Here is a 23,687-nt window from a genome sequence, read left to right as displayed (position 1 = left end):
GCCCAGCGGTGAGAGGTGCGAAGCGGTGACGACGATGAAGGCGGCCCAGAAGAGGGCCCAGGCCAAGGTGGAGTACAACGCGTTCCTGGCGGAGTGCCCCAGCCGGCGGCTGCTCGACCGGATCTCGGACAAGTGGGTCGTCCTGATCCTGTGCGCGCTGGGCGGCGACAGCGGCGCTGACGAGGGTGGTGCGGCTCCGCAGGCGATGCGTTACTCCGAGATCTCCCGTCTGCTGGCCGGGGTCAGCCAGAAGATGCTGACCCAGACGCTGCGGGCGCTGGAGCGCGACGGGCTGCTCGTCCGCACCGTGACGCCGACCGTCCCCGTCACCGTCACCTACGAGCTGACCGACCTCGGCCTCTCGCTCCACCGCATGGCGCGCGGGCTCAGGGGCTGGGCGCAGTCGCACATGGGGGAGGTCCTCGCCAACCGCGAGACCTACGCCGCCCGCGCCTCTGGCTGAGCACGGCCGGGCGGCGAGCCTCCGTGGCCCGCGCCGCCCTGCTGCAGGAGTGCGCGGATGCGGGCGGCCAGGACCAGGAGCCCGGTCGCGGCGGTCAGGCCGGCCGTGGCGAGAAGGGTCGGCCAGATGTGCGACAGCAGGACGAAGGTGACGTCACGGCCGCCGGTGACCAGCTCCAGGAGGCGCGGCAGGAAGACGAACCCCGGCAACGGCAGCAGATAGGGCACCAGCCGGAGCGCCGTCCGCCACCGCGCGGCGCCGGCGCGGCGCCGCGCCCAGAGCCGCGCCCGGCGGGCCTTGACCGCCCCGGCCGCCGCGACCGACAGCGCCGCGGCGAGGGCGGTCAGGTCGGCGACGAAGGCCAGCGGCAGCGGGGCGCCCGCGCCGGACGAGCCCCGGGTCAGGGCGATCAGGTCCTCCATGACGGCCTCGACGTCGGCCTCCAGCGGCATCCGGCTGTTGGACATCAGCGCGATGCCGTACCCGGTGTCGGGCAGCAGCACCATGGTCGCCGTCGAGGTGAACGACGATCCGGGGTGCGTGATCTGCCGGGGGCCGCCGTAGGTGTCGGGATTGTCCCAGCCGAGGGCGTAGCGCCCGTCGGGCGCGCTGGGCCGGCGCAGCTCCCGCAGCCCGCGCCGGGACAGGACCGCGCTCGTCGCGTCCCGGGTGTGCAGGGCCAGCCACCGGGCGAGGTCGTCGGCCGTGGTGACGACGCCGGCCGAGCCGGCCACGAACCGGTCGGGCTCGGTGCGCGGCCACGTGAGGCCGAGGAAGCGGTTGTGCCCGTCCACGAGCCTCGGCACCGGGTCCCGCCAGTTGCCGACGGTCACGGTCGAGGTCATCCGCAACGGGGTGAACACCCGCCGGTCGAGCTGGTCGGCGAAGGGCACCCCGCTCACCACCTCCACCAGCCGCGCGGCCACCCAGTAGTTGGGGTTGTGGTAGTCGTGCCGCACGCCCGGCGCGGCGGCCAGCCGGGCGTGGCGCAGGTCCGCCACCGCCTGACGGAGTGAGTCCGGCTGGGGGAGCGTGGCCTCCGGGTACGTGGTGTCCGACATGCCGGAGCTGTGGTCGAGCAGGTGACGGACGGTGATCCGCCCGGCTCTCAGGTCGGCCAGGGCGAACTCCGGCAGATGGCGCATCACGGGATCGTCGAGGCCGAGGCGACCGGCCTCGGCCAGCTGCATCACCGCCAGGGCGGTGAACGACTTCGACAGCGACGCGATCCGCATCGGCGTACGGCTCGTGACCGGCTCGCCTCGCGCGTCGTGCCCGTACCCGCCGGTGTGCAGGACGCGGCCGTCCTTGACGAGCGCCACCGCGACGCCGGGCAGGCGGGCCGGGCCGAGGTTGGCCCGCACCACGCCGGCGATCGCGGCCGGGTCCGGTCGCGGCGGCGCCGCCGAAGCGGGGGAGGCCGCCGGGCCGAGGCAGACCACGGCCGCGGCCGCACCGCTCACGAGCCGCCTGGTCAACACGTTCATACGCACTCCATAGGAAAAGGGCAGGCTTCATCGGAAAAGGGGGAGGCTCCGCCGGAAGGGGCAGGCTCCATCGGAAGGGGCAGGCTCCGCCGGAAGGGGCAGGCTCCGTCGGAAAGGGCAGGACGAGGGGACCGGCCGCGGCTCGCAGGGCCGCCCGGTCGTCGGGTCAGGAGGGGTTACTCGTTCAGGAAGCGCACGATGGCCAGGACCCGCCGGTTGTAGCCGTCGGCGTGCGCGAGGCCGAGCTTGTCGAAGATGGCGTTGGCGTGCTTCTCCACCGCGCTGCGCGAGACGTGCAGGCGGGCGGCGATCGACTCGTTGGTGTGCCCCTGCGCCATCCGGGCCAGCACCTCGTGCTCGCGCGGGGTGAGCCGGGCCAGGGCCACGGTGTCGCGGGCGCGGTTGAGCAGCCGCCGGACGACCTCCGGGTCGAACGCCGTGCCGCCGTCCGCCACCCGCCGCAGCGCCTCCAGGAAGTCGCCGACCTCGGCCACCCGGTCCTTCAGCAGGTAGCCGGCCCCGCGCGCGTCGCTGTCGAGGAGCTGGGCGGCGTAGCGGGTGTCGACGTACTGCGACAGCACCAGCACGCCGATCCCCGGATGCCGCCGCCGGACGGCGAGCGCGGCCCGCAGGCCCTCGCTGGTGTACGTGGGCGGCATGCGGACGTCGGCGATGACCACCTCCGGCCGATGCTCGTCACACGCGGCGACCAGCGCCTCGCCGTCGCCGACGGCCGCCACGACCTCGTGGCCGTCCTCGCCCAGCAGCCGGGTCAGGCCCTCACGCAGCAGCGTGTTGTCCTCGGCCAGCACTACGCGCACGGCAGCTCCGCCCGCAGCGTCGTCGGCCCGCCCACGGGGCTGTCGAGCTCGAACCGGCCGTCGTGGGCCGCCACCCGCCGGGCCAGGCCCGACAGGCCGCGCCCGTCGGCCCGCGCGCCGCCGACGCCGTCGTCGGCGACCCGGACCAGCAGGACGCCGCCGGACCGGCTGATCCCGACCTCGACGCGCCCGGCCCGGCTGTGCTTGAGCGCGTTCGTCACCGCCTCGCACACCACGAAGTAGGCGGCCGTCTCCACGGCAGGCCCGGGCCGTACCGGCAGGTCGAGGTCGAGGACGATCGGCACGCTCGACCCTTCGGCCAGCGACTCCAGCGCCGCCGGCAGGCCGCCGTCGTCCAGAGCCACCGGGTAGATCCGCCAGGCCACCTCCCGCAGCTCCTCCAGCGCGCGGCGGGACTCCTCCCGCGCCTGGCGGAACAGCGGGGCCGCGGCGCCCGGGTCCCCGAGGCGCTCGGCGCGGCCGAGCAGCATGCCCAGCGCCACCAGCCGCTGCTGCACGCCGTCGTGCAGGTCCCGTTCGATCCTCCGCCGCTCGTCGTCGACGGCCTCCAGGACCTCCGTCCGCGTCCGCGACAACTGCTGGACGCGGCTGCGCAGCATCTCCCTGTCGCTGGGCGCCAGGCCCCACTCCGCCAGCCGCCGCTCCAGCGCCGCCAGGCCGATCAGCGCCTGCGCCGCCAGGAACAGGACGAGGAGCCCGAACGCCGTCCAGGTGATCGGGTCGTACCAGCTCATCCCGGCCCGCGTGCCCGAGCCTCCGGACAGCGCCCGCCGGCTCACCACCACCCAGACCCCGACCAGCACCAGCACCGCGCCGCCGAGCCCGCCCACCACGGCGTGCGCCGCCACGTACGCGAGCGAGCGTCCCCCGGCCGGCCCCGGCGGTATCGCGCCGCCCAGGCAGCGGTTGACCCGGACCCGATCGGTCTCGGCCAGCCACCGGGTGCCGCGGACCGACCACGACCGGGTCGCCGGCAGGGCCAGCATCGGCACCGCGACGACGACCCACGCCAGCTCGACCACGGCCGTCACCGCCCCGAGCACCAGCCCGGCCATGCCGCGCGCCGCCCCCCGTACCACGTCCATGCTCATGACTCTAGGGAGCCGGCCGGCGATGCCGCATTGAAGGTTTCCGCACAGCCGGCCTTCCGCCACCCGCCGTCAGTCCGTGGCCGTGGCCGCGGCCGCGGCCTCGCCGAGGCGGGGCAGCAGGTGCGCCCAGCCGCCGCCGGTCTCCTCCTCCAGCGGGGCGAGCAGGCCGCTGTGGCGCAGGGTGAGCGTGGTGCCGTCACCGTCGGGGGTCAGGGTGACCTCGACCCGGGAGGCGCCGGGGCCGAGGCCGGGCGCTCCCGGCGTGGGCTCCCAGCCGAAGGTGAAGACCAGCCGTTCGTACGGGACGAGCTCCACGAACTGGCCGCGCATCACCGGGCGCGGGCCCTCGTGCATCGCCACCCGCAGCGTGCCGCCGGGGCGGGCGTCCAGCTCGGCCGTCCCCCACCAGCGCGCCAGGCGGGCCGGGTCCGTGAAGAACCGCCACACCGATCGCGCAGCCGGAGGAGCGCAGGAGCCGTGGCTCCTCTCCCTGACCGCGGCCGGAAGGCGCGATCAGGGAGAGTCACAAGATCTTGGCCAAGTACATCTAGCGCAGGACCCTGTACAAGGCGGAGGTGAGGGAGGCCTTGGCGTCGTCGCCGTCGATGGACCACATCATGTAGCCGCCCAGCTTCTTGTGCCGGATGTAGGCGGCCTTCTGCAGCATCACCGTCGGGTCGTCGTACGTCCAGAACTCGTTGCCGTCGTACAGCCACACGGCGCCGGTCCTGAGGTCGCGGTAGCGCTTGCCGGGCTTGGCGAGGATGTCCTTGTAGTCCTCGGAACCGGCTTCCCACTTGCCGGGGGCCGCGCCGGTGGCGGGCTGGTACACGCCGTCCCGGGCGGGTCCGGCGGGGACTCCGGTCCAGCCCTTGCCGTAGGCGGGGACGCCGGCGACGAGCTTGCGGGCGGGGGCGCCGCGCTCGCGGTAGTAGGTGATGGTCTGGTCGAGGCTCTCGCGGATCTCGTTGGGGTCGCGGCGGTCGTTGAAGAGGTTGGAGTGGTGGCCGGTGATCTTGTCCCACGGGCCGTGCAGGTCGTAGCCCTGGATGGTGGCGTAGTCGAGGTTGCGGAAGATCTTCGGCACCTCGAGGCCGGCGTCGATGACGCGGGTGGCGGCGGGCAGGAACGCCGTCAGCAGGGCGGAGCGCCGGTACTCGTTGAGCTGGGACCTGAGCTCGGCGACGAAGGCGGTGAAGTTCTGCTTGTCCTCGGGGCGGACGACGTTACCGGGGGCGCCGGGGAAGCCGGGCCACTCCCAGTCGAGGTCGATGCCGTCGAAGATGCCGGCGCCCGCGCCCTCGGGCAGGCCGGGCAGGTTGCCGCGCAGCCACAGGTCGATGCAGGACTTGGCGAGCTTGCTGCGCGACTCGGGGGTGAGGACGGCGTCGGAGAAGTGCGCGGAGCCGGTCCAGCCGCCCAGTGAGATCAGGATCTTGAGCTTGGGGTACTTGGCCTTGAGCTTCTTGAACTGGTTGAGGTTGCCGTTCAGCGCCTGGCCCTCCGCGTCGGCGACGCCGTCGACGCTCTGCTCGGCGGGCACGGGCCGCTGCCAGTCGGCCCAGGGGTCGGAGGAGTAGCACTCGGCCTGCTGGTTCACGAGCCCGAAGGCGTAGTTGATGTGCGTGAGCTTGCGGGCCGCTCCGCTGGCTTCCATGTCCTTGACGTGGTAGTTGCGGCCGTAGACGCCCCACTGGATGAAGTAGGCGACTCTCTTGAAGCCGTCGCGGTGGGCTTCGGCGGGGGCTGACACCACCGTCATGCCGAGTAAGAGGGTGAGGGCGAGCAGGACCTTCTTCACGTGACGTCTCCCGAATTTATAGGAAACTTTCCTTTAAGTGGCACTGACGGTAGGACGTCGCGATCGGCCAGTCAACGGGCGGACGGCAGGCTGCTGCATGCCGGTACCGGCGGGCGCGTAAGAGGCGCCCCGGCCGCTGGAGCCGGCGTCCTCCGGTGGCGGGTCCGGGCGGGCCGGCAGCGCGGGCCCGGATGAATACCGTGCCACCCGTCTTGGGCGGAAGTTGGGCGGGATTTGAGCGCCCTCACTGTCATCCTGCGAATGCCGGTCAGGCAATAAAAGGGCGGGCCGTCACCGACGGGAACGCGGTCTTCACGCCTGCGAAAGGAAATGCCCACATGTCCAAGCTGATCACAGTCGACGAGTGTGAGCGTCTTACCGCAAAACAGGTTCACGACCTTTACCGCAAATATGTCAGCCGCAGCCAGGTGTCCCTGATGACCTCGTTCGGATTCGGCCGCGAACTGGTCGACCGGGCGGAAGGCGCGTGGATCTGGACGCGTGACGGCCGCCGCGTCCTCGACGTCACGGGCGGGGTCGGAGTTCTCAACCACGGGCACAATCATCCGCGCATCCTGGCCGCTCGCCGCCGCTTCGCCGACCGGCGGCGCATGGAGGTGCACAAGACCTATTTCTCGCCCTACGTCGCCGCGCTCAGCCACAACCTCGCCCAGTTGCTGCCCGGCGACCTGAACATGTCGTTCTTCCCGAATTCCGGCGCCGAGGCCGTCGAAGGCGCGGTCAAGATGGCGTACAAATACCATGAGGGCAGAAGAGGGCAGATCCTCCACGCCGACATCAGCTTTCACGGCAAGCTGCTCGGATCCGCCGGCCTCACCGGCGGGGCGCAGAAGAATTTCGCCTTTCCCACGATCCCCGGCATCGGCAGCTTTCGCTACGACGACCTCGATTCCGTACGGGACGCGGTCCGCCGGGCCCGCCGGCCGGACGGCGGCTGCGATGTGTACGCGATTCTCATCGAGCCGTTCAGCGCGTCGACCATGCGGTTGTGCTCGGAGGAGTTCCTGCGCGGGCTGCGGGATCTCTGCACCGAAGAAGGCATCATCCTGATTTTCGACGAGATCTACACCGGATGGGGGAAGTCCGGGAGCCTGTTCTATTTCATGCGTTACCCCGATCTCGTCCCGGACATCCTCACGACGTCGAAATCGTTCGGCGGCGGGAAATCCTCGGTTTCTGCATACATCGCGAGGGAGCCGGTGTTCCGCAAGGCGTACGACAACCTCACCGACTCCCTCCTGCTCAGCACGAGCACGACGTATTACGGGTTCGGCGAGGAGAGCGTCACCGCCATCGAGGCCGTCAACATCGCCGTCGAGGACGACTATCCGAAACGGGCGAGGGACATCGAGCAGGTATTGGCGCCAGGTCTGGACCGGATCCGCAAGGAGCATGGTCATGCGGTGGCCGACGTGCGCGGCGCCGGTGCGCTGTACGGCGTCTTCCTGGACGGCGGGCCGCGCATCCTCGATCTCGTCGCCAAATTGGCGCCCAGCGGCCTGGCTCGCGACCCGAATTTCCGCGTCAAACTGATCACCTGCTCGGTCATCGACGCCTTATATCATGATCACGACGTCTACGCGTATTACACCTTGAACGGCCGGAATCCGCTCGTCGTGGCACCCCCTTTGGTGGCGGAGCCCGCGGATGTCGAATACTTCCTGGACGCCCTGGACCAGACCTTGGCCAAGGGCCTGTCGCGGCTCCTCGTCCGATTCGTACGGGAGAAGGTGGCGCCGCGATGGCCGAGCGGATCGTAGTCACCGGAAGCGCGGGAATGCTCGGCGGCGTACTGGCCCGGCATCTCGTCGGGCAGGGCCGTGACGTCGTCGGCGTGGACCTGCGCCTGTCGCCCGACCCCGGCTACGGCTGGCGGCAGCGGATCGGTGACATCCGCGACACCGCGCTGCTGACCGACGCGATGGCGGGGGCCGACGCCGTCGTGCACTGCGCCGGTGCGCTGCCGAGCTACCCGGCTGCCCAGATCCACGACGTGATCGTCCACGGCACCCGCAGTGTGCTCGAGGCCGGACGCCGCGCCGGCGTCGAGCGGGTCGTCCACATCTCGTCCACCGCCGTCTACGGGCTGCCCAAGCTGGTGCCGACCCCGGAGGATCATCCGCGCGAGCCGGTCGACCCGTACACGCGGGCCAAGAGCGCGGCGGAGGAAGTGGCCGAAGAGTACCGGGCGGACGGCATGTGCGTTCCGATCCTGCGTCCCAAGACCTTCGTCGGCCCCGGCCGGATGGGCCTGTTCGCGATGCTCTTCGAGTGGGCCGAGGAAGGGCGCAACTTCCCCGTACTGGGCGACGGCAATACCCGCAACCAGATGCTGGCCATCGAGGATCTGGTGGAGGCCGTCGTCGGCGTCCTTTCCGCTCCGGCGGACGTGGCGGGCGACACGTACAACATCGCGGCCGCGGAGTTCGGCACGGTCCGGGAGAACTTCCAGGCGGTGCTCGACGCCGCGGGACACGGCAAGCGGGTGGTCTCGCTCCCGGCTCGGCCGGCTCTGGCCGGACTTCGGATCCTGGAGCGGATGCGGCTCTCCCCGGTGTACGGGCGGCTGGCCCACAAACTGCTCGACGACTCCTACGTCAGCATCGACAAGGCCCGTGACCGGCTCGGCTTCCGGCCCCGGCTGTCCAACCGGGAAGCGATCCTCCGCACGTACGAGTGGTGGCAGGAGCAACGTCAGGCCAGGTCGTCCGGGAGGGCGGGCCGGACCAGCCGCGATGCCTGGCGGCAGGGCGCACTGTCACTCGCGAAGGTCTTCTTCTGAGCCTGGCCGGAGGTTGCGACATGCACGTCATGGGATCCACCGGTGTGCCGAGGAACTCCGAGCGCCCGGACTCACCGGCAGAGCAGGCCGAGGGCGGCCGGCTGCGGTGGGTCCTGGACCTCGTCCGGCTGGCGCGGCCGCTGCACTCCGTCAAGGCGGTCTTCTTCGTCCCGCTCGCGCTCATCGACGCCTGGCCCTGGAACGTCGCGATGGCCGGCAGGATCGCGTGGGCTGTGGGCGCGTTCATGCTGGCCTCCGCCGCGGTCTACGTCGGCAACGACATCGCCGACCGGCACCGGGACGGCCGCCATGAGGTCAAATGCCACCGCCCCATCGCCTCCGGCCGGATTCCGGTGCCGGTGGGATACCTCTACTGCGCCGGACTGCTCGCCTCGCTCGGCGCGGTGCTGGCCTTCGCCCCCGTCCCGAGCTGGCCGGTGCTGGTGTACCTGGGGCTCAACGTGGCCTACAGCCTGGTTCTCAAGCACGTTCCGCTCGTGGACCTGAGCGCGGTGGGGCTGGGCTTCGTCCTCCGGGTCGTCCAGGGTTATCTGGCGGTGGGCGAACCCGTCGCGCACTGGCTCCTGGTCACGGTGCTGGCCGTGTCCGTGCTGTTCCTCCTCGGCAAGCGACGCCAGGAACTCCTGGGCGCGGGAGCCGCGCACCGGCCGGCGCTCCGCGGCTACACGGTGGAGCTGACTGGCTGGCTCATGCAGGTCACGTCGGTGTTCGCCCTCATCTCCGGCCTCATGTACCTGGGAACCGGGGCTTCGCTGAGCCGCGACCACGGCCAGACGGCGATGGCGCTGTCCGCCCCGTTCGCGCTCTTCATCGTCTTCCGCTACCTGCAGATCCAGCTGACGAGCCGGAACGACGGCGATCCGGTGCGGCACCTGCTGCGCGACCGCACCCTGCAGTGCGCCTGTGCTCTGTGGGCGGTCGCGTTCAGCGTCCTGTTCGTGCTCGGCCACCATCCCGCCGCGCCATGAACGCGCGCCATGAACTCACGCCCTGGCCGCGTCCGGGTGAGGAACCGATGCCTGCCATGAGTGCTCACGAATTCGACGTTGCGATCATCATCAACTATTACGCTCCGTACGTCAGCGGGCTGACGATCTATGCCCAGACGCTGGCGGAGGGGCTGGCCAAGCGGGGGAGCCGGGTGGCGGTCGTGGCCGTCCAGCACGACGAGTCGCTGCCCCTGCGGGAGCTCCGCGCCGGCGTCTCGATCTTTCGCAGCCCCGTCCGCACCAGAATCGGGCGGGGGCCGGTGAGCCCGCAGTTCGTGCCCCTTGTCCGGCGTGTCGCTCGCCGGTCGGCGATCGTCAACCTGCATGTGCCGATGCTCGAAGTGGCGCCGATCGCGCTGAGCGTGCGGGACCGGCCGTTGGTGATCACGCACCACACCGACCTGTGGCTGCCACCGGGAGTGGTCAACTCGGTCGCGACGAACGCGGTCAGCCGTTCCACGTGGATGGCGATGCGATTCGCCGACGCCGTCGTACTGAACAGCTCCGATCAGGCGCGTGGCTCCAAGCTGTGGCCCATGATCAGGCGCAGGCACTGGCGCGGGATCGCGCCGCCGTGCCTGGATCGCCGGGGCGCCGAGCCGAACCATCGTGACGGGCCCGGGCTGCACATCGGATTCCTCGGCCGGATCGTGGAAGAGAAGGGGATCGAATACCTGATCCGGGCATTCCAGCTGCTCGACGACCCGGACGCCCGGCTGCTGATCGGCGGCGACTGGATCGAGGTGGCCGGCGGCGGAATCGAAGATCGGCTTCGCCCGCTCATCGGCGACGACAGCCGGGTGCGGATGCTCGGCATGCTGAGAGGAGGCCAGATCGACGACTTCTACGCGTCGATCGACGTCTTCGCCCTGCCGTCCATCTGGGAATCCTTCGGCATCGTGCAGGCCGAGGCGATGATGGCCGGCGTCCCTTCGGTCACCACGGACTTTCCTGGAGGGCGCTCGCCCGTCATGGAAACGGGGTTCGGCCGCCGGGTCCCGATGCGTGATCCGGCCGCGCTGGCCCGCGCGATCACCGAGCTCGCGGCGCTGACCCCGGCAGAGCGCGCGGAGGGCGGGCGCAGGGCCCGGGAGCTCTACGACAAGGAGAACTGCTTCAAGGCGTACGAGGAGCTGTTCGATCAGCTCGTTCCGCTCCGGGACCGCCCCTCCGTCATCGGCTCGCATCGCCGGACCACGATGGTGCGATAGCGGTGCGTTCGTCGAAAAGCGTTCTCAAGGTTCTGAGAGTGGCCGTCTACGCGGCCGTCGCCGTCTTTCTGGGCTGGCAGGTCTGGCGTGTACGACATGGCCTCGCGGACAGCCTGAGCTCCGTGGGCTGGGGCGCCGCCGCTGCCGCGGTGGGGGTCACCGTGATGGCGAACTTCCCCGGATTCTTCGGGTGGCGGCTCCTGGTGACGCGCACCTGCGGACGCCTCGCCGTTACCGACGCGGCCTGGCTGTATTTCCTCTCCGGGGTGACGATCTACCTGCCCGGGGCGATGTGGCCCACCGTCACCCAGGCCACGCTCGCCCGGCGGGTCGGAGTGCCGGCGACCAGGCTTCTCGGGGCGGGCCTGGTGATGATGATCATGACGGCGATCGGCGGGACCCTGGTCGGGCTGCTCGCCCTCCCGCAACTGGTGGCGGACAGTCCCCGATGGTGGCTGATGGTGCCGCTCGTGCTCTGCGCCTGTGCGGTCATGCTGGCGCCGCCCCTGCTGAGGCGGCTGATCCGCCTGGGCCAGCGGCTACTGCGACGGGGCGAGCGTGAGATCACGCTTCCCACCGGCAGGGTCTCCCTGGCGGTGATCGCCCTGGGCGTCCTCGGATGGTGGTGCACGGGCCTGCACGCGGCGATCGTCGGCATCGCCCTCGGGGTGCCCGCGGCGTCCGCCATGACGCTGGGCATCGGGGGGTTCGCGCTGAGCGCCGTCGCCGGAGGGCTGTCGTTCGCGCCCGCCGGCCTGGGAGTGCGCGAGGCCGTGCTCAGCCTCACCTTCGGCGTTCTGCTCGGCGGGCCGGACCTGGTCACCCTGCTGTTGCTGAGCCGGGCCATCACGACCCTGGGCCACGTGGTCGCGACCCTCGGCGTGCTGGGGCTGCTGGCCGGAATCCGCCGGGTGAAACCGTCAGACACCTATCGACAGGTCAGTTAGGACGCACGCTCCGATGGAACACGCACAGGCGCAAGAAGGCAATCCGTCCCTGTCCCCGCCCGAAGGAGACGACACCGGGGAGCCGCGGGACACCCCGGGCGCACGCCGCCGCTGGTGCAAGGGGACACGGCTCCTCGTGGCCGCCACGGCGGCGTGGATCACGTACCTCGTCCTGCTCATCCTGTTCGCCGGGCGCTGGTGGGTGTGGTCCGTCTTCGAGGCCACTCCTCCGGTGACGGCGGTGGTGGTGCCGCTGCTGCTGCTCGCGTTCGTGTGGTTCGCGCGCCCGGTCCGCCGTTGGCTCTCGGTCGTCCTGGTTCTCCTGCTGCTGGCCGGGGCCTATCTGGCCGGTTACGGCCGTGGATGGTCAGGCACCACCAGTGCCTCCGGCGGGATCAAGGTGTTCGCCTGGAACACCGGATACTGGGAGATGTGGGACGACAGGGATGACTTCTACGCCTTCCTGCGCCGCCAGGATGCCGATGTCTATCTCTTGCAGGAATATCTCCACGCGAAAGAGGCCGCGCCGTACAACCACGTATTCCGCATCGACGAGTCGGCCCGGCTGCGGGCGGAATTCCCCGGCTACCACCTGTCCGTCGACAGCACGTTCGTCACTCTTTCCCGGCTGCCCATCGTCGCGACGCACCATGAGCACGTGCCCGGCACCGGCTCCCAGTGGTTCTGGAAGGCGGCGAAGAACCAGCGCACCGACATCCGGATCGACGGGCGCACGGTCTCCTTCTACAACGTCCACTTGCCGACGCCCTTCCGGCTGGGGGACAACCCCTTCCGCGGCAGCCTCTCCGGCGTCTTCACCTCGCAGACCGCCCGGCTGATCGAGGAACAGGCCACCTGGCGGCTCAAGGAACTGGACAGGCTGCGCGCGGACCTCGCGGGCAACCCCAACCCGGCGGTGGTGGCGGGTGACTTCAACACGCCCTGGATGGAGCTCTACCCCCTCGGATCCGGTACGGAGGCGCACTGGCCCCGGAGTTCCCTGGGGGCGCCTCACACGTGGCCCGTCCGCGACTACTCGCTGCCCGCGCTGTGGCGTCTCGACTGGCTGTACACCAAGGGCGACGTGGCCGTCTCCAACCACCGGCTGGCCGGCGGAGGGGCCTTCTCGGACCACCTGGCCCAGCAGTTCCACGTAGGCGTCCCCCGTCCCTCGTGACGAGACAGGAGCAGACATCGATGCAGGTCATAGCCACCGGGTTGGGCCGTACGGGAACGACGTCCCTCGAGGTCGCGCTGGTACGGCTCGGATTCGGCCCGTGTTTCAGCGCGGGAGCGATCTTCGACAGGACGGAGCTGATCCGGCCGCTGCTCCGGATCATCGAGGACGACTCGGCGCCCTGGGAAGGCATCCTCACCGGGTATGCATCACTGCTGGGCGAGCCGGCCTCCGTCTGCTGGCGCAGGCTGGTCCGCTGCTATCCGGAGGCGAAGGTCGTCCACACGGTGCGCGACCCCGAACGCTGGCTGGACAGCATACGGAAGACGCTGTACGAGCGACGCCGGCGCGTCGATTCGCTGCCCGGAAAGGCCGCGGTCCTCCTGTCGTCGATGTTCGGCACGGATCTCGCTCCACTGGTCAGGCTCTTTCAGGTGACGTACGAGGCGAAGGCCCTGCGATTCCTGGCCGAGCAGACGCCGCAACGCGCTGTCGAGCTGTTCGAGGAGCACACCGCGCAGATCCGGGAGACCGTACCCGCGGACCGGTTACTGGTACTCGACGTCCGCGACGGCTGGAAACCGCTCTGCGCATTCCTCGAGGTGCCGGTGCCCGATGAGCCGTTCCCACGGGTGAACGACACAGCGGAATACAGCAGCAGCCGCGGCGGCTTCGGAGGGAGGGCGCTCCCGCTGCTCCTGGGCCGGACGCGGCCATGCACCTGAGGTACCGGCGCCGCCGGGATCCGCGGCCCCCTCCCGAGTCGCAGGCGGTGGCGGACAGGCGGGTGGCCGCACCTGGTCCGAGGGCTATGTCGGCAGCGGTCTGAGCTCCGCCAGGTCGTCGGCCGGCCGGCGAGGCGCGAGTGCGGGATCGTCGTGCAGGACCGCGGCATGGAGCTGCCGGAGCCGGGGCCCTGGCGCGATCCCCAGCTCGTCGGCCAGCCGGTTCCGCACGCGCGTGTACGCGGCCAGCGCCTCGGCGCGGCGACCGGAGCGGTAGAGCGCGACGATGAGCAGGGCCCAGAGCTCCTCGTGCAACGGGTGATGCGCGACGAGCCGGTGCAGGTCGTTGGAGGCCGCCGCGTGCTCGCCGAGCCGGATCCTCGTGTGGTAGTAACGCTCCAACGCCCACAACCTCCGTTCGGTCAGCCGGGTGAGCTCCGAACACAGCGCGGGCCCCGCCCGGCCGCCCTGCATGGGCGCGCCCCGCCACAGGTCCACCGCCTGCCGCAGCGCCGTCACGGCCCGGGACAGGTCATCCGCGGCGAGCGCGCGCTCGGCCTCGTCCAGCAGCCGCTCGAAGACGTCGGCGTCCAGCTCGCCCGGCTGAACCACGAGCAGATAGCCACCGCTACGGGTGAGCAGCCGGTCCCCGCCATGCGGCACCGCGTCCAGCCGGCGGCGCAGCCTGGACACATAACTCCGCAGATTCGTCTCCGGGGACGCCAGCGGGCGATCCCACACGGATTCGACGAGATAACCGACGCTCACGGGCTCGTTCGCATGCAGGAGCAGCGCGCCGAGCAGCGTCTGTTCCCGTGCCCCGCCCAGGTTGACGCGAGCCCCGCTCTTGAGCACTTCCACCGCGCCCAACACCCGGAACTCCACCGGCCCGATCCTCCCGGCGATCTCGAGCCGATCGCCCTGCGCGTCTGGCATGCAGCCTCCCCCGTTTCGCGTATCAGTAGGTGCCGATCCTTTTGGTTGTCCAAGGTGTTTAATTGCGCGGATGCCCGGCTGATTGTCCGGGGCGTTCATGGAGGGCAGAATCGCCACCAGGACGTGGAACGCGATGGCCAGTTCTGCATCGTCCCCTCCCGTGTCGGTCCAGGATGTCCGGATGCTACGGGAAGCCGATTTCGATCCGCTGTACGCGGCTACGCGGGCTCGCGCACCGGCTGCCGGTCATCGAGATCAACCGGCGAACTCCACCGCGAGGGTGCCGTCCGCCAGGTCATCACCTGAAGAACGCCAGCCGATCGACAGCTCGTCGAACTTCCAGTGGCAGATCTCTACCCGGACCCCGTCGAAGTCCAAGACGATAGGGCAGTCGGCGAACCAGTCCCCGTCCTCGACGAAACGCGCGATCGCGCGGCAAGGCCCGGTCCGTGCTGCACGCGGACAGCTTCGAGCCCGACAAGAAAGGTCGGCTCGAACCCGGAAATCCCCATCACGCCAGGCGATTGTCCAGGTTCTGCACGAAACCGGCCAGCTGATAGCGAATAGCCCCGCTTGACAGAACAGACTCCACATAATGACGGGCCCGGAGCTGGCGTAGGACGACGCCGGTGGCCTGCCGAACGATGGGCGGTCGCGCGGCCCGCATCGGTTCGTGCGGGAAGACCCGAGCGGGCTGGGGTTTTCGTGGTTCAACGATATGACATGGGTGACGGCGATTCGGATCGCCGTCACCCCGTCGGAGTTACGTGGTGGGCTGGCGGACGAGCATCACGTGGCTGGTCCTCGCCGACTCGACGGCCGAGTTCGCCACCGATCGGATGACGTACGTGTACTTGCCGGCCGTCTCGGGCGTGTCGGCGAAGCTGAACGACCCGTCGGCACCGGTGGTTATCTTGGCCAAACTCTTCGAGGTACTGCCCTCGGAATTGGAGACGGTACGGACGACGAGGACAACGCCGGGCGGGAAGGTGATGCCGTCGGCGGCGAACGTTCCGCTGAAGGCGAGTGGCTCGCCGACGGTGCCGGTCTGCGGGCCGGTCACCGTGAGCACCGGCTGGTACCGGCTCACCGCGACGACAGCCGTGTCCCAGCTGCTCCGGAACCATGAGTTGCCCGGCCAGGACAACCTGTATTCGTACGACCCTCCTGCCGGTGCGGTGTCGGTGAACTGGTAGGTGCCGTCCGCCTCCGTGGTGACTTCCCGGAAGGGCCGCGAGGTGCCGTCGGGGAGCCAGCTGTACAGCTCAAGCGTCTGTACGCCGGGCAGCGCGCCGGTGCTCAGCGTGAGCCGCCCGTGGAAGGTCAGCTGCTTGAGCGCGGTCGCCTCGGACGGAGCCGTCATGGTCAGGGTGGAGGAGTGGTACGGCGAATGCGGCAGCCGCCAGAGGTGCATCCGCCCGGTGCCGGGCTCCTTCAGCACCGCGTAGGTGAGTACGCCGTAGAAGGCGATGCTGCCCGGCACCAGCGTCTTCCCCTGGTGGCCGGCCGAGTAGATCACCTCCGCCGTGGCCGGGTCGTACACCACGAGCTCCGCCGCGTCGCCCGCGGTGGAGTTCCAGCCGCCCACGACGTAGTCGTCGTCCTGGCTGGCCGCGACGGCGGCGGGGAGGCCGTGCTCGCTCAGCTCGCCGCTGTCGTACGCGCGTGTCGTGGTTCTGGTCGTCGTGTCCCAGGCGTCGAACCGGTGGGTGTCGGCCAGCGCCGACAGCGCCGTCGACCCGTGGCCGGCGAGCGCGAGGTCCCGCAGGGCCGTGCCGGCGCGCATCTCGCCGAGCGGGGTGGCCGGAGCGGTGCCGACGTCGTACAGCCTGATCGAGGCAGGGCCGGCGCCCGGCTCTCCCACTGCCAGCGTGCGCCCGGCGACGGCGACCAGCGGAGGCTGCGTCGTGCCCGACTCGACCGGCACGAGGGCGGGTGTGGGCCTCCACGTCTCGAGTGCGACGACGCCTCCGGCCCCCGCCTGGCCGCACCCGTAGCCGACCCACACCCGCTCGTACGCCTGCGCCAGCGTGGACGGGCACGGGTAGGCGCTGAGGTCGACCCGCCTGGTGATGGCGAGCGTCGCGATGTCGATTTCGATCACTTCATGCGAGTCGCGCAGCGCCGCGTACACATGTCTGCCGTTGTCCGCCACGGACAGGGCCAGGGCGCCGGACAGGCCGCCGATCGTGTCGATGAGCGTGCCGTCGCTCTTGGTGACCACGATCCGGTCGTCGGCGGCGACGAAGATCTTGCCGGTGTGCCCTACCACGTCGCCGCCCCTGCCGGCGGTTACGCCGAGGTCGGTGACGGTGTCGGCGGCCGAGGCGGCGGGCGCCTGGGCGACGAGCAGGGCCGCCGCCAGGAACAGGGAGCCGGCCAGGGCGACTAATCGGTGGGAGAGAGGAGCACGGCCAGAGTTGGAGAAGCGCACATGCACTCCATTCAGGCGGGAAATTGTCGAACTCATGTTCGCATACGTGATCATCACCGTCCAGTGCGATCTCAGACCGTGCGGACCTCGTACGGGGGGTCGGTGGCGCGGTGTCGCCGCCAGGGCACATGCCTGCAAAGCCGGCCGACAGGCCCAGTGGGCTCACCAGCGCCACGAAGGGCTGGACATGTGCGAGCCGAGGAGCGCGGCCGGCCGGCCTGCCCCGCATCCGGTAGGGCACGCCGGACCGCCTCGCCGTAGGCGCCTGGCCCGTCGCGGCAGACGATCGCGACCCCCGGGTGGGAGCACAGCCACGTCTCCAGGACCTCGGCCCCGCGGCCGGGCAGGACATCGATCCGCTCGCCCGTCTCGGCGTCGATGAGGATGGTGGCATACCGGTGCCGGCGCTTGAGCGCGAAGTCATCGACCCCCAGCACGCGCGGGATCCGCAGCGGCGGCAGCGGCAGCCGCATCAGCAGGGTTCGATGGGCTCGTGACGCTTCTCGGTCGTGCGGGGTCGATGGCACGGCCGACTGGAGCGGCCCGGGACCGGGCGCCTAAACACGGCTCCCACGCCGGCTGCGGAGCTCGCGCAGATCCACCCGGACGCCGCGGAGGTCCCTGCCGCCGACCGCCTCCCATTCGACCCGGAAGTTCGCGCGATACTCACGGGGCGACATGTTCTTGAGCTCGCGGAAACGGCGGTTGAAATTGGAGAGGTTCCCGAATCCGGAGTCGGCGGCGATCACCGAAACCGAGCGATCCGTGTCGCGCAACAACTGGCAGGCCCGGTTGACGCGGACGAGGTTCACGTAGTGGGAGACGGTGAAACCGGTGCTGCGGGAGAACAGCCGGCTGGCGGCGCTGGCGTTCATGTGCGCCGCCGCTGCGATGTCGTCCAGCGACAACCGGGCCGTGTAACCGGAATGAATCACTTTCATCATGGCTTGGATCCGCAGCGCGGTGCCGTGGTGGAGAACGGACGGGCTCCGTCCCGTCGCGAGCAGGATGTAGGGCGCCCGGCTCAGCATGACGAGGATCCTGATCAGCTCGACCGTCCGCTCCGGGGCCGCGAGCCGGTCAAGGCCCGCGAGCGGGGGGACCACGTCAGGAAAGTGGATGCCGCGCAGCGAGTCGTCGAGCATGCGCCCGACGTTTCCGAACACCGGTGAGTCGAAGAACTCCGGGCCGAGAAAATCCCGGGTGAAATGGACGACGATCGCCTCGATCGGCTCGCTCTCGGGCGTCGACACGTACGTGTGCGGCAAATCGGGACCGAACAGGGAAAGGTCTCCGGGCCGGTATTCCTCCACCGAGCTCCCGGCCAGGCGGGTGCCGTTTCCGTTGAGGATGTAGGTCAGCTCGTAATCGTGATGAAAATGCCAGTAAGCATCCAGCCGGGGCTCCTGGAACCGAGTGTAGCGCCAGTTGACCGGGAATTCCGGCTCAAGATGCTCATAGACGATACGCATTGACCCTGGTCCTTCTTTCGCGCAGCCCGGTCCCCCGTGCTCTCCACTCAGCGTAGCCGCCGCGCCGGCTCACCCGTCGTGGCCCTGGGGCCCGGACTCTCGCCGTCCGGCTACGGCGTCAGCCGGACCTCGCGGCCACCGATGACGTACTCGGTGAGGTAGATGGAGCCGTCGGGCCCGGCAGCCACGCCGTGGGGACTGTTGAGCGTGCCCTCGACCAGGTCGGGTCGGCTCAGGGTGCCGCCGCGCCGGGCGTTCGGCCAGCCGTCTCTCTTGCCGGCGGCGGGAAACGGGATGATGTGCCGAAGCGCGCCCGTCTCCAGGTCCACCGCGGTCAGCGCGCCGTCGAGGTCGGTCACGATGAGTTCGCGCTCTCGTACGGCGAGGCAGGTCGGACTCCTCAGCCCGGGGTGGGTAAAGGTGCCGTGGTATGCGCCGTCCAGCCCGAAGGTGACCAGCCGCCGGTTGCCCCTGTCGGCCACGACCAACTCCCGGCCGCGATCCGTTTCGGTGATCACGAGGCCGTGCGGGCACGCGAAGGGCAGCCCCGATTCGGAGCCGTCGATGGTCCTTTCGTGCCCGCGGTCGCCGTAGAGGTGGACGAGGCTCGCGCCGTAGCCGTCGGCGACGAAGACGGCCGGCCCGTCGACCGCGATGGAGGTGGGCCGCCAGGGATCCTTCGCGTACGCCGGGTGCGACGGCCGGCTCAACGCGGTGAACTGTCGCGTCCTGAGGTCGAGGCGGCCACCGCGGCCTTCGCGTGCCTCGACGTCGTAGTCCGGCGGTCGCGGCTTGAAACCCGGATCCGCGAGCCAGAGCGCACCTCCATGGCGAGGGTCGTAGCTGATCCCGTGGATTTCGAGCAGGGGCACCTCGATCTGCTCGACACCGCCGTCGAGCGCTCGCCGGACCAGAACCGCCCCGCCGCCGGGGTGCGCCCAGAACAGGTTCCCCTCCCGATCCAGCGCTATGCCGGAATGAGACCATTCCGTGCTCGCCGGTACCCCGGACGGAAGTGTCTGCCAGCGCATCGTCCCGCCGGACGCGGTGCCGCCCGCCGCGTCCCGGCGCTCACTTCCACGCAACGAACACCGCTCCTGTCTGGTAGGTCGGCAGGTCGCCCGCGAAGGGCAGGTGGCCGTCCTGCTCTGCGGACACGAGCGTGAGAGAGGGCACACCCGCGACCAGCTGGGTGATCGCCTCGGCGATCACCACCCGCGCCAGTTGCTGCCCGACGCAGCCGTGCGTCCCGTATCCGAATCCGAGGTGCCCGAACGCGTCGCGGCCGACGTCGAACTCGTCGGGGTTCGCGAAGCGTCTCTCGTCGCGGTTGGCCGCCGCGGGCGATACCCACACCGACTCACCCTTACGGATGCGCATGCCTTCAAGGACGACGTCCTCGGTCGCCGTCCTGGGGAAGACGGACACGAACATCCCGCCGTACCTGACGAACTCCTCCACCGCGGTCGAGATCAGGGCCGGCTCGGATCTCAGCCTCTCAAGCTGCGCGGGACGGGAGAGCAGCAGGGCGGCGCCGGTCGCGATGATGTGCGCGACAGCGTCGCGGCCCGCGGCCATCAGCAGGGTCAGGATTCCCTCGATCTCGTGTCGTGAGAGTTCGGATCGCAGCAGATCGCTGACGACGTCCTCTCCGAGGTCGTCCTTCTTGACGTCGAGCAGTGTCCGGACGAAGCCGAACATCAGGTCCAGCGGCGCCTCCTCGACGTAGGCCGCCGTGAACCCCTCGATGTGGTCATCGGGGATCCCGAGCACGCGGCAGTGGGCGAACACGGACACGGGCTCCGCGTAGTGCTTGTACAGGTCCGCGGGTGAGCCGTGGGTGAGAAATCGCTCAAGCTGCTTCCCCGTGAACGCCGCGATGGCCGCTCTATGGCTCTGGGCGGACTTGACGGAGAAACGGCCGATTACCGCCCGCCGCAGTTTCACGTGCTGCGGCGAGTCGAGCGAGAGCAGGTTTCCGGACGCGATCGAGCGCAGCGCGTCCTCGTCCGCGTGGCCGAAGGAGCGGGTCGGCCCGAGGGGGAACCGCTGCGGTTGCTGGCTGAACCTCGCGTCCCCGAGCACGGCGCGGGCGAGGGCGTGCCGGGTCACGAACCAGCCGACGTTTCCGTCGGACGCCTTCATCCGCGTCGCCGGAGCCTGTGCCCGCCATTCGGCGAAGCGGGACGACGGCCGCTGCGGCGTCCCGTCGAACGGCATGGTGACGGCGGTGTGGAACGGGCAGCCCGCCGCCGTGGTGTCGGGTGTGGTGGAAAGCGAGTCCGTCACGATCGCTACCTTCCTGTCAGTGAACACGTTGTCTTGATCGGTCGAGACCTTCGGCCGGACGGCCGACCCGCTCCCGGGCGATACGGAAGTCGCGCGGCATGTTCCACCCGACGATTCCGGTGACGACTCCGTCTCGCTGGACGGCGGCGACGAAGCGTCCCGACGAGGTGTCGCCCGCGATCGTGTCCAGCGAGACACCGTCGCAGCGCCCGAAGACCTGGATCTTGGTGCCGAACAGCTCCGACCAGAAGAACGGGACCGGTTGCGCGGTGGGTACGGCGCCGGTGGCGATGGTCCGGGCGACGATCTGCGCCTGCTCGGCGGCGTTGAGCTGGTGCCCGACCCGGGCGGGGATCCCCGTTGCGAGGTCGGTCCAGGCCGCCACGTCGCCCGCGGCGAAGACGCCGGGAGCGGCACGGCCCGCGGAGTCGCAGACGACCCCGTTGGACACGTCGAGCCCGCTCGATGACAGCCAGCCGGTGTTGGGGACGCATCCGATGGCCGCGACCACGAGATCCGTCTCGATGACGTCGCCGCCGGACAACCTCGCGGCCGACACCCGGTCTGCGCCGCGGAGCGCGACGACCTCCTCACCGAGTCGCAGATCGACGCCGTGCTCGCGGTGCAGTCGCGCGATGAGCGGCGACAACAAGGCGCCCGCCTGCGCGAGGCGCAGCTCCGGTGACCGTCCGACGAGGGTCACCGCGAGACCGAGCTTGCGCAGGCCGGCGGCGATCTCCGACCCCAGGACGCCCGCGCCTGCCACGACGGCGTGCCGGGCTGTGGCGAGGTCCGCTCGCAGGGCCGTGGCGTCGGCGCGGGTACGAAGACAGTGGACGCCCCCGAGGCCGTCGCCGTAGGGCGGCCGGCGGGCGGATGCCCCGGTGGCCACCACGAGGGTGCCGTAGCGCATGTGGTCACCCGAGGCCGTGGTCACGACCCGCTCGGAAGGGTCGAGTGACACCGCTGCCGTTCCCCGTACGAGCCTGATGCCGAGTCTGTCCAGCTCAGCCGGTGTGCACAACGCGGACTCGTCGATCGGCCACTCGCCGGACAGGATCTGCTTGGACAGCGGGGGCCTGCCGTACGGCAGCGCGTCCTCATCGCCGATCATGGTGATTCCGCCCGGGAAGCCCTCGTCACGCAGCGTTCCGGCCGTGGACAGCCCCGCCACCGACGCGCCGACGATGAGCACCTCTGATCGCGCACCAGATGGCATCCCCTGTTACTCCGCGATCCTGATGGCGCGAGCCGGGCACAACGTCGCCGCGCGTCTCACGGTCGCCTCGTCGGAGGGACCGATCGTCGGCTTCAGCATGATCACGATGCCGTCGTCGTCCTGGTCGAACAGCTCTCCGGCGACCAGGGCGCACTGGCCCGCGCCCACGCAGGCAGGCTTGTTGACGGTGACATCCATATCGAACCTCTCTGGAACGGGTGCCCGGGGGTTTCCGGGCCGCCGGCGACTCGGTGCCACCACGATCGCCGAGACACGCCGCAGCGGCCACGCCGTTATTGACCGATTCCGGTACTTTCATGGCATTTGCTGGCTTCTCTCGGCCGCAGCGCCAATGCTCACCTCCTGTGAGCGCGCCGTGCTCGATCGCCTGAAAGCGATCAACCGCAGGTGAGCGAACACACGTCTGATCGGCGGGCCTCATCGGCATCGCCCGTCTCAGAGCCGTGACGTGAGAACAGAGGACCCCCCATGACTGCCTATCCCGCGACAGGAAGCGGAACCGAGACCGCCGCCGCCCCGGCGCCCCTGAGACGCATCGCGCCGCTCCTCACCGCGATGTTCCTCGTGAACGTCTTCGGTTACGCCGCCAACAACGCCGCCCTCACCGTGCTCCTGCCCACGCAGGTGAGGTCCGCCGCCGGCGATGATGCCGTCGCCACCCTGGCCCTCGTCACCAGCGTGAGCGCGATCGCCTCGTTCGGCATACCGCCGCTGGTGGGACTGATGTCGGACCGTACGCGAACCCGCTGGGGCCGCCGATCGCCGTGGATCCTCGCCGGTGGCGTCACGACCGCGGCCGCGCTCGTACTCACCGGAGCGGTCTCCACCGTGACCGGCCTGGTGATCGGCTCCTTCCTGATCCAGGCCACGATCAACATCGGCCTCAACATCATCCTGGCCACGATCCCGGAGGGCGTTCCGCCGAGGCGGCACGGACTCGCCAGCACCGTGCAGGGCGTCGGCATCCCCGTGGGCGGCGTCATCGGCGTTCAACTGGGTGCGGCGCTGGCCGGCTCGCCCATGGTCGCTTACGCGCTCCTCGGCGGCCTCTTCCTGATCGCGTCCGTCATCTCCGCGATACTCGTCCGCGACCGCTCCAGCACGGCGCTGGACGATCCGCGGCTTGAGCGGACGCCTATCGGGCGGCAGTTCATGGCGATGTTCAGCAGTCTGCGTGATCGCGACTATCGCTGGGTGTTCGTCTCCCGCGCCGTCATCTACATGGGCTATTACATCGTCTTCGGCTTCGGCCTGTACATCCTTCAGGACTACGTCGAGCTGCCGGCGGGACTCACGCCCACCGCCGCGGTGGCGACGGCACAGACGACCAGCATCGTGTTCCTCACCATCGGCACCCTGATCGCCGGACCGCTCGTGGATCGGCTGGGCCGGCACCGGGGCTTCGTGCTGATCTCGTCCCTGCTCCTCACGTCCTCGATCGTCCTGCCCCTGTTCTCGCCGAGCTGGACCATGTTCCTCGTCCAGGCCGGGCTGAGCGGATTCGCCCTTGGCGCGTTCCTCGGCGTGGACCTCTCCCTCGCGACCCTCGTGCTGCCCAAGACCGGCGACGCCGGTCGTGACCTGGGTGTCTTCCACATCGCTCTCACCGCGCCCCAGGTCATCGCGCCTTTCGCCGCCGCGCTGGCGGTGGAGAGGCTCGGCGGCTATCCCGCGCTCTTCGTCGTGGGCGGCGTGTTCGCGTTCCTCGGATCACTCACGGTGCTCCGGGTCAGACCCCAGCGCGTGGACAAATGATCGC

General features: G+C 70.1%; 22 protein-coding genes and 1 pseudogene. 9 read left to right on the top strand and 14 right to left on the bottom strand.

Annotated features, from left to right (window positions below; translation table 11 throughout):
- Positions 1 to 25: 25 nt before the first annotated feature.
- The gene (locus ACBI99_RS06230) at positions 26 to 463 is read left to right on the top strand and encodes a winged helix-turn-helix transcriptional regulator (RefSeq protein ID WP_375071844.1); all 438 of its coding nucleotides are present in this window, start codon (positions 26 to 28) and stop codon (positions 461 to 463) included.
- Here the strand turns inward: ACBI99_RS06230 and ACBI99_RS06225 are convergent.
- The 5 genes from ACBI99_RS06225 to ACBI99_RS06205 all read right to left on the bottom strand — a co-directional run bounded on the left by ACBI99_RS06225 (position 439) and on the right by ACBI99_RS06205 (position 5,684).
- A complete protein-coding gene (locus ACBI99_RS06225; protein ID WP_375071843.1) occupies positions 439 to 1,950 on the bottom strand; it encodes a serine hydrolase domain-containing protein in 1,512 nt (503 codons plus the stop codon). The two genes, ACBI99_RS06230 and ACBI99_RS06225, sit on opposite strands and share 25 nt — an antisense overlap.
- A gap of 176 nt (positions 1,951 to 2,126) precedes the next feature.
- Positions 2,127 to 2,771, bottom strand: a complete 645-nt coding sequence (locus tag ACBI99_RS06220; protein WP_375071842.1) for a response regulator — start codon at positions 2,769 to 2,771, stop codon at positions 2,127 to 2,129.
- Positions 2,762 to 3,877 carry a sensor histidine kinase gene (locus tag ACBI99_RS06215; protein ID WP_375071841.1) on the bottom strand — a complete coding sequence of 372 codons (1,116 nt, stop codon included), beginning with the start codon at positions 3,875 to 3,877 and terminating at the stop codon, positions 2,762 to 2,764. The genes ACBI99_RS06220 and ACBI99_RS06215 overlap by 10 nt, the downstream gene beginning before the upstream one ends.
- A 75-nt stretch (positions 3,878 to 3,952) precedes the next feature.
- Positions 3,953 to 4,330: an SRPBCC domain-containing protein gene (locus ACBI99_RS06210; protein WP_375071840.1), complete on the bottom strand. Its 378-nt coding sequence runs from the start codon at positions 4,328 to 4,330 to the stop codon at positions 3,953 to 3,955.
- 100 nt (positions 4,331 to 4,430) lie between these two features.
- Positions 4,431 to 5,684 (bottom strand): glycoside hydrolase family 18 protein, encoded by a 1,254-nt coding sequence (locus tag ACBI99_RS06205; RefSeq protein WP_375071839.1) that lies wholly within the window; start codon positions 5,682 to 5,684, stop codon positions 4,431 to 4,433.
- 338 nt (positions 5,685 to 6,022) lie between these two features.
- Here ACBI99_RS06205 and ACBI99_RS06200 point away from each other — a divergent pair, with 338 nt between their 5' ends.
- The 7 genes from ACBI99_RS06200 (at position 6,023) to ACBI99_RS06170 (ending at position 13,557) form a co-directional block, all read left to right on the top strand.
- Complete coding sequence (locus ACBI99_RS06200) at positions 6,023 to 7,465, top strand: aspartate aminotransferase family protein (protein ID WP_219501886.1); 1,443 nt, start codon at positions 6,023 to 6,025, stop codon at positions 7,463 to 7,465.
- Complete coding sequence (locus ACBI99_RS06195) at positions 7,447 to 8,487, top strand: NAD(P)-dependent oxidoreductase (protein WP_219501884.1); 1,041 nt, start codon at positions 7,447 to 7,449, stop codon at positions 8,485 to 8,487. The genes ACBI99_RS06200 and ACBI99_RS06195 overlap by 19 nt, the downstream gene beginning before the upstream one ends.
- Positions 8,488 to 8,507: 20 nt before the next feature.
- Positions 8,508 to 9,476 (top strand): UbiA prenyltransferase family protein, encoded by a 969-nt coding sequence (locus tag ACBI99_RS06190; protein WP_357586329.1) that lies wholly within the window; start codon positions 8,508 to 8,510, stop codon positions 9,474 to 9,476.
- Positions 9,473 to 10,708 carry a glycosyltransferase family 4 protein gene (locus ACBI99_RS06185; RefSeq protein ID WP_375071838.1) on the top strand — a complete coding sequence of 412 codons (1,236 nt, stop codon included), beginning with the start codon at positions 9,473 to 9,475 and terminating at the stop codon, positions 10,706 to 10,708. Before ACBI99_RS06190 ends, ACBI99_RS06185 begins: the two co-directional genes overlap by 4 nt.
- 38 nt (positions 10,709 to 10,746) lie before the next feature.
- Positions 10,747 to 11,655, top strand: coding sequence for a lysylphosphatidylglycerol synthase domain-containing protein (locus ACBI99_RS06180; RefSeq protein WP_375071837.1), 909 nt, complete (start codon positions 10,747 to 10,749; stop codon positions 11,653 to 11,655).
- Positions 11,656 to 11,791: 136 nt separating this feature from the next.
- Positions 11,792 to 12,832, top strand: a complete 1,041-nt coding sequence (locus ACBI99_RS06175; protein ID WP_364172850.1) for an endonuclease/exonuclease/phosphatase family protein — start codon at positions 11,792 to 11,794, stop codon at positions 12,830 to 12,832.
- A 20-nt stretch (positions 12,833 to 12,852) separates the two neighbouring features.
- The gene (locus ACBI99_RS06170; RefSeq protein ID WP_219501875.1) at positions 12,853 to 13,557 is read left to right on the top strand and encodes a sulfotransferase family protein; all 705 of its coding nucleotides are present in this window, start codon (positions 12,853 to 12,855) and stop codon (positions 13,555 to 13,557) included.
- An 84-nt stretch (positions 13,558 to 13,641) separates the two neighbouring features.
- On the opposite strand, the gene ACBI99_RS06165 is transcribed toward ACBI99_RS06170, so the two are convergent.
- The 9 genes and pseudogenes from ACBI99_RS06165 to ACBI99_RS06125 form a co-directional block, all read right to left on the bottom strand.
- Positions 13,642 to 14,493, bottom strand: a complete 852-nt coding sequence (locus tag ACBI99_RS06165; protein WP_375071836.1) for a BTAD domain-containing putative transcriptional regulator — start codon at positions 14,491 to 14,493, stop codon at positions 13,642 to 13,644.
- 255 nt (positions 14,494 to 14,748) lie between these two features.
- A complete protein-coding gene (locus ACBI99_RS06160; RefSeq protein WP_375071835.1) occupies positions 14,749 to 14,871 on the bottom strand; it encodes a hypothetical protein in 123 nt (40 codons plus the stop codon).
- A gap of 385 nt (positions 14,872 to 15,256) precedes the next feature.
- Positions 15,257 to 16,927, bottom strand: coding sequence for a YncE family protein (locus tag ACBI99_RS06155; RefSeq protein WP_375071834.1), 1,671 nt, complete (start codon positions 16,925 to 16,927; stop codon positions 15,257 to 15,259).
- A gap of 218 nt (positions 16,928 to 17,145) precedes the next feature.
- Positions 17,146 to 17,406, bottom strand: a pseudogene (locus ACBI99_RS06150) (transposase); the annotation flags it as partial.
- A 78-nt stretch (positions 17,407 to 17,484) separates the two neighbouring features.
- On the bottom strand, positions 17,485 to 18,399 hold the full coding sequence (locus ACBI99_RS06145) for an AraC family transcriptional regulator (RefSeq protein WP_357586342.1): 915 nt from the start codon (positions 18,397 to 18,399) through the stop codon (positions 17,485 to 17,487).
- 110 nt (positions 18,400 to 18,509) lie between these two features.
- Positions 18,510 to 19,430, bottom strand: coding sequence for a hypothetical protein (locus ACBI99_RS06140; protein WP_219501867.1), 921 nt, complete (start codon positions 19,428 to 19,430; stop codon positions 18,510 to 18,512).
- Positions 19,431 to 19,470: 40 nt separating this feature from the next.
- The gene (locus ACBI99_RS06135) at positions 19,471 to 20,688 is read right to left on the bottom strand and encodes a cytochrome P450 (protein WP_375071833.1); all 1,218 of its coding nucleotides are present in this window, start codon (positions 20,686 to 20,688) and stop codon (positions 19,471 to 19,473) included.
- 16 nt (positions 20,689 to 20,704) lie between these two features.
- Positions 20,705 to 21,883: an NAD(P)/FAD-dependent oxidoreductase gene (locus tag ACBI99_RS06130; RefSeq protein ID WP_375071832.1), complete on the bottom strand. Its 1,179-nt coding sequence runs from the start codon at positions 21,881 to 21,883 to the stop codon at positions 20,705 to 20,707.
- Between the two features lie 30 nt (positions 21,884 to 21,913).
- Positions 21,914 to 22,105 carry a ferredoxin gene (locus ACBI99_RS06125; RefSeq protein ID WP_219501861.1) on the bottom strand — a complete coding sequence of 64 codons (192 nt, stop codon included), beginning with the start codon at positions 22,103 to 22,105 and terminating at the stop codon, positions 21,914 to 21,916.
- Between the two features lie 291 nt (positions 22,106 to 22,396).
- Here ACBI99_RS06125 and ACBI99_RS06120 point away from each other — a divergent pair, with 291 nt between their 5' ends.
- Positions 22,397 to 23,683, top strand: a complete 1,287-nt coding sequence (locus ACBI99_RS06120; protein WP_375071831.1) for an MFS transporter — start codon at positions 22,397 to 22,399, stop codon at positions 23,681 to 23,683.
- Positions 23,684 to 23,687 lie beyond the last annotated feature (4 nt).

This window comes from Nonomuraea sp. ATR24 (assembly GCF_041950485.1).
Lineage (GTDB): Bacteria > Actinomycetota > Actinomycetes > Streptosporangiales > Streptosporangiaceae > Nonomuraea > Nonomuraea ceibae.
This window is presented reverse-complemented; position numbering and strand designations above follow the sequence as displayed.

What these genes read in the sequence shown, in the direction of transcription:
- ACBI99_RS06120 (WP_375071831.1), top strand. Translation starts at nt 22,397, where the DNA reads ATGACTGCCTATCCCGCGACAGGAAGCGGAACCGAGACCGCCGCCGCC.
- ACBI99_RS06215 (WP_375071841.1), bottom strand. Translation starts at nt 3,877, where the DNA reads ATGGACGTGGTACGGGGGGCGGCGCGCGGCATGGCCGGGCTGGTGCTC.
- ACBI99_RS06140 (WP_219501867.1), bottom strand. Translation starts at nt 19,430, where the DNA reads ATGCGCTGGCAGACACTTCCGTCCGGGGTACCGGCGAGCACGGAATGG.
- ACBI99_RS06185 (WP_375071838.1), top strand. Translation starts at nt 9,473, where the DNA reads ATGAACGCGCGCCATGAACTCACGCCCTGGCCGCGTCCGGGTGAGGAA.
- ACBI99_RS06190 (WP_357586329.1), top strand. Translation starts at nt 8,508, where the DNA reads ATGCACGTCATGGGATCCACCGGTGTGCCGAGGAACTCCGAGCGCCCG.
- ACBI99_RS06125 (WP_219501861.1), bottom strand. Translation starts at nt 22,105, where the DNA reads ATGGATGTCACCGTCAACAAGCCTGCCTGCGTGGGCGCGGGCCAGTGC.
- ACBI99_RS06170 (WP_219501875.1), top strand. Translation starts at nt 12,853, where the DNA reads ATGCAGGTCATAGCCACCGGGTTGGGCCGTACGGGAACGACGTCCCTC.
- ACBI99_RS06195 (WP_219501884.1), top strand. Translation starts at nt 7,447, where the DNA reads ATGGCCGAGCGGATCGTAGTCACCGGAAGCGCGGGAATGCTCGGCGGC.
- ACBI99_RS06225 (WP_375071843.1), bottom strand. Translation starts at nt 1,950, where the DNA reads ATGAACGTGTTGACCAGGCGGCTCGTGAGCGGTGCGGCCGCGGCCGTG.
- ACBI99_RS06200 (WP_219501886.1), top strand. Translation starts at nt 6,023, where the DNA reads ATGTCCAAGCTGATCACAGTCGACGAGTGTGAGCGTCTTACCGCAAAA.
- ACBI99_RS06165 (WP_375071836.1), bottom strand. Translation starts at nt 14,493, where the DNA reads ATGCCAGACGCGCAGGGCGATCGGCTCGAGATCGCCGGGAGGATCGGG.
- ACBI99_RS06145 (WP_357586342.1), bottom strand. Translation starts at nt 18,399, where the DNA reads ATGCGTATCGTCTATGAGCATCTTGAGCCGGAATTCCCGGTCAACTGG.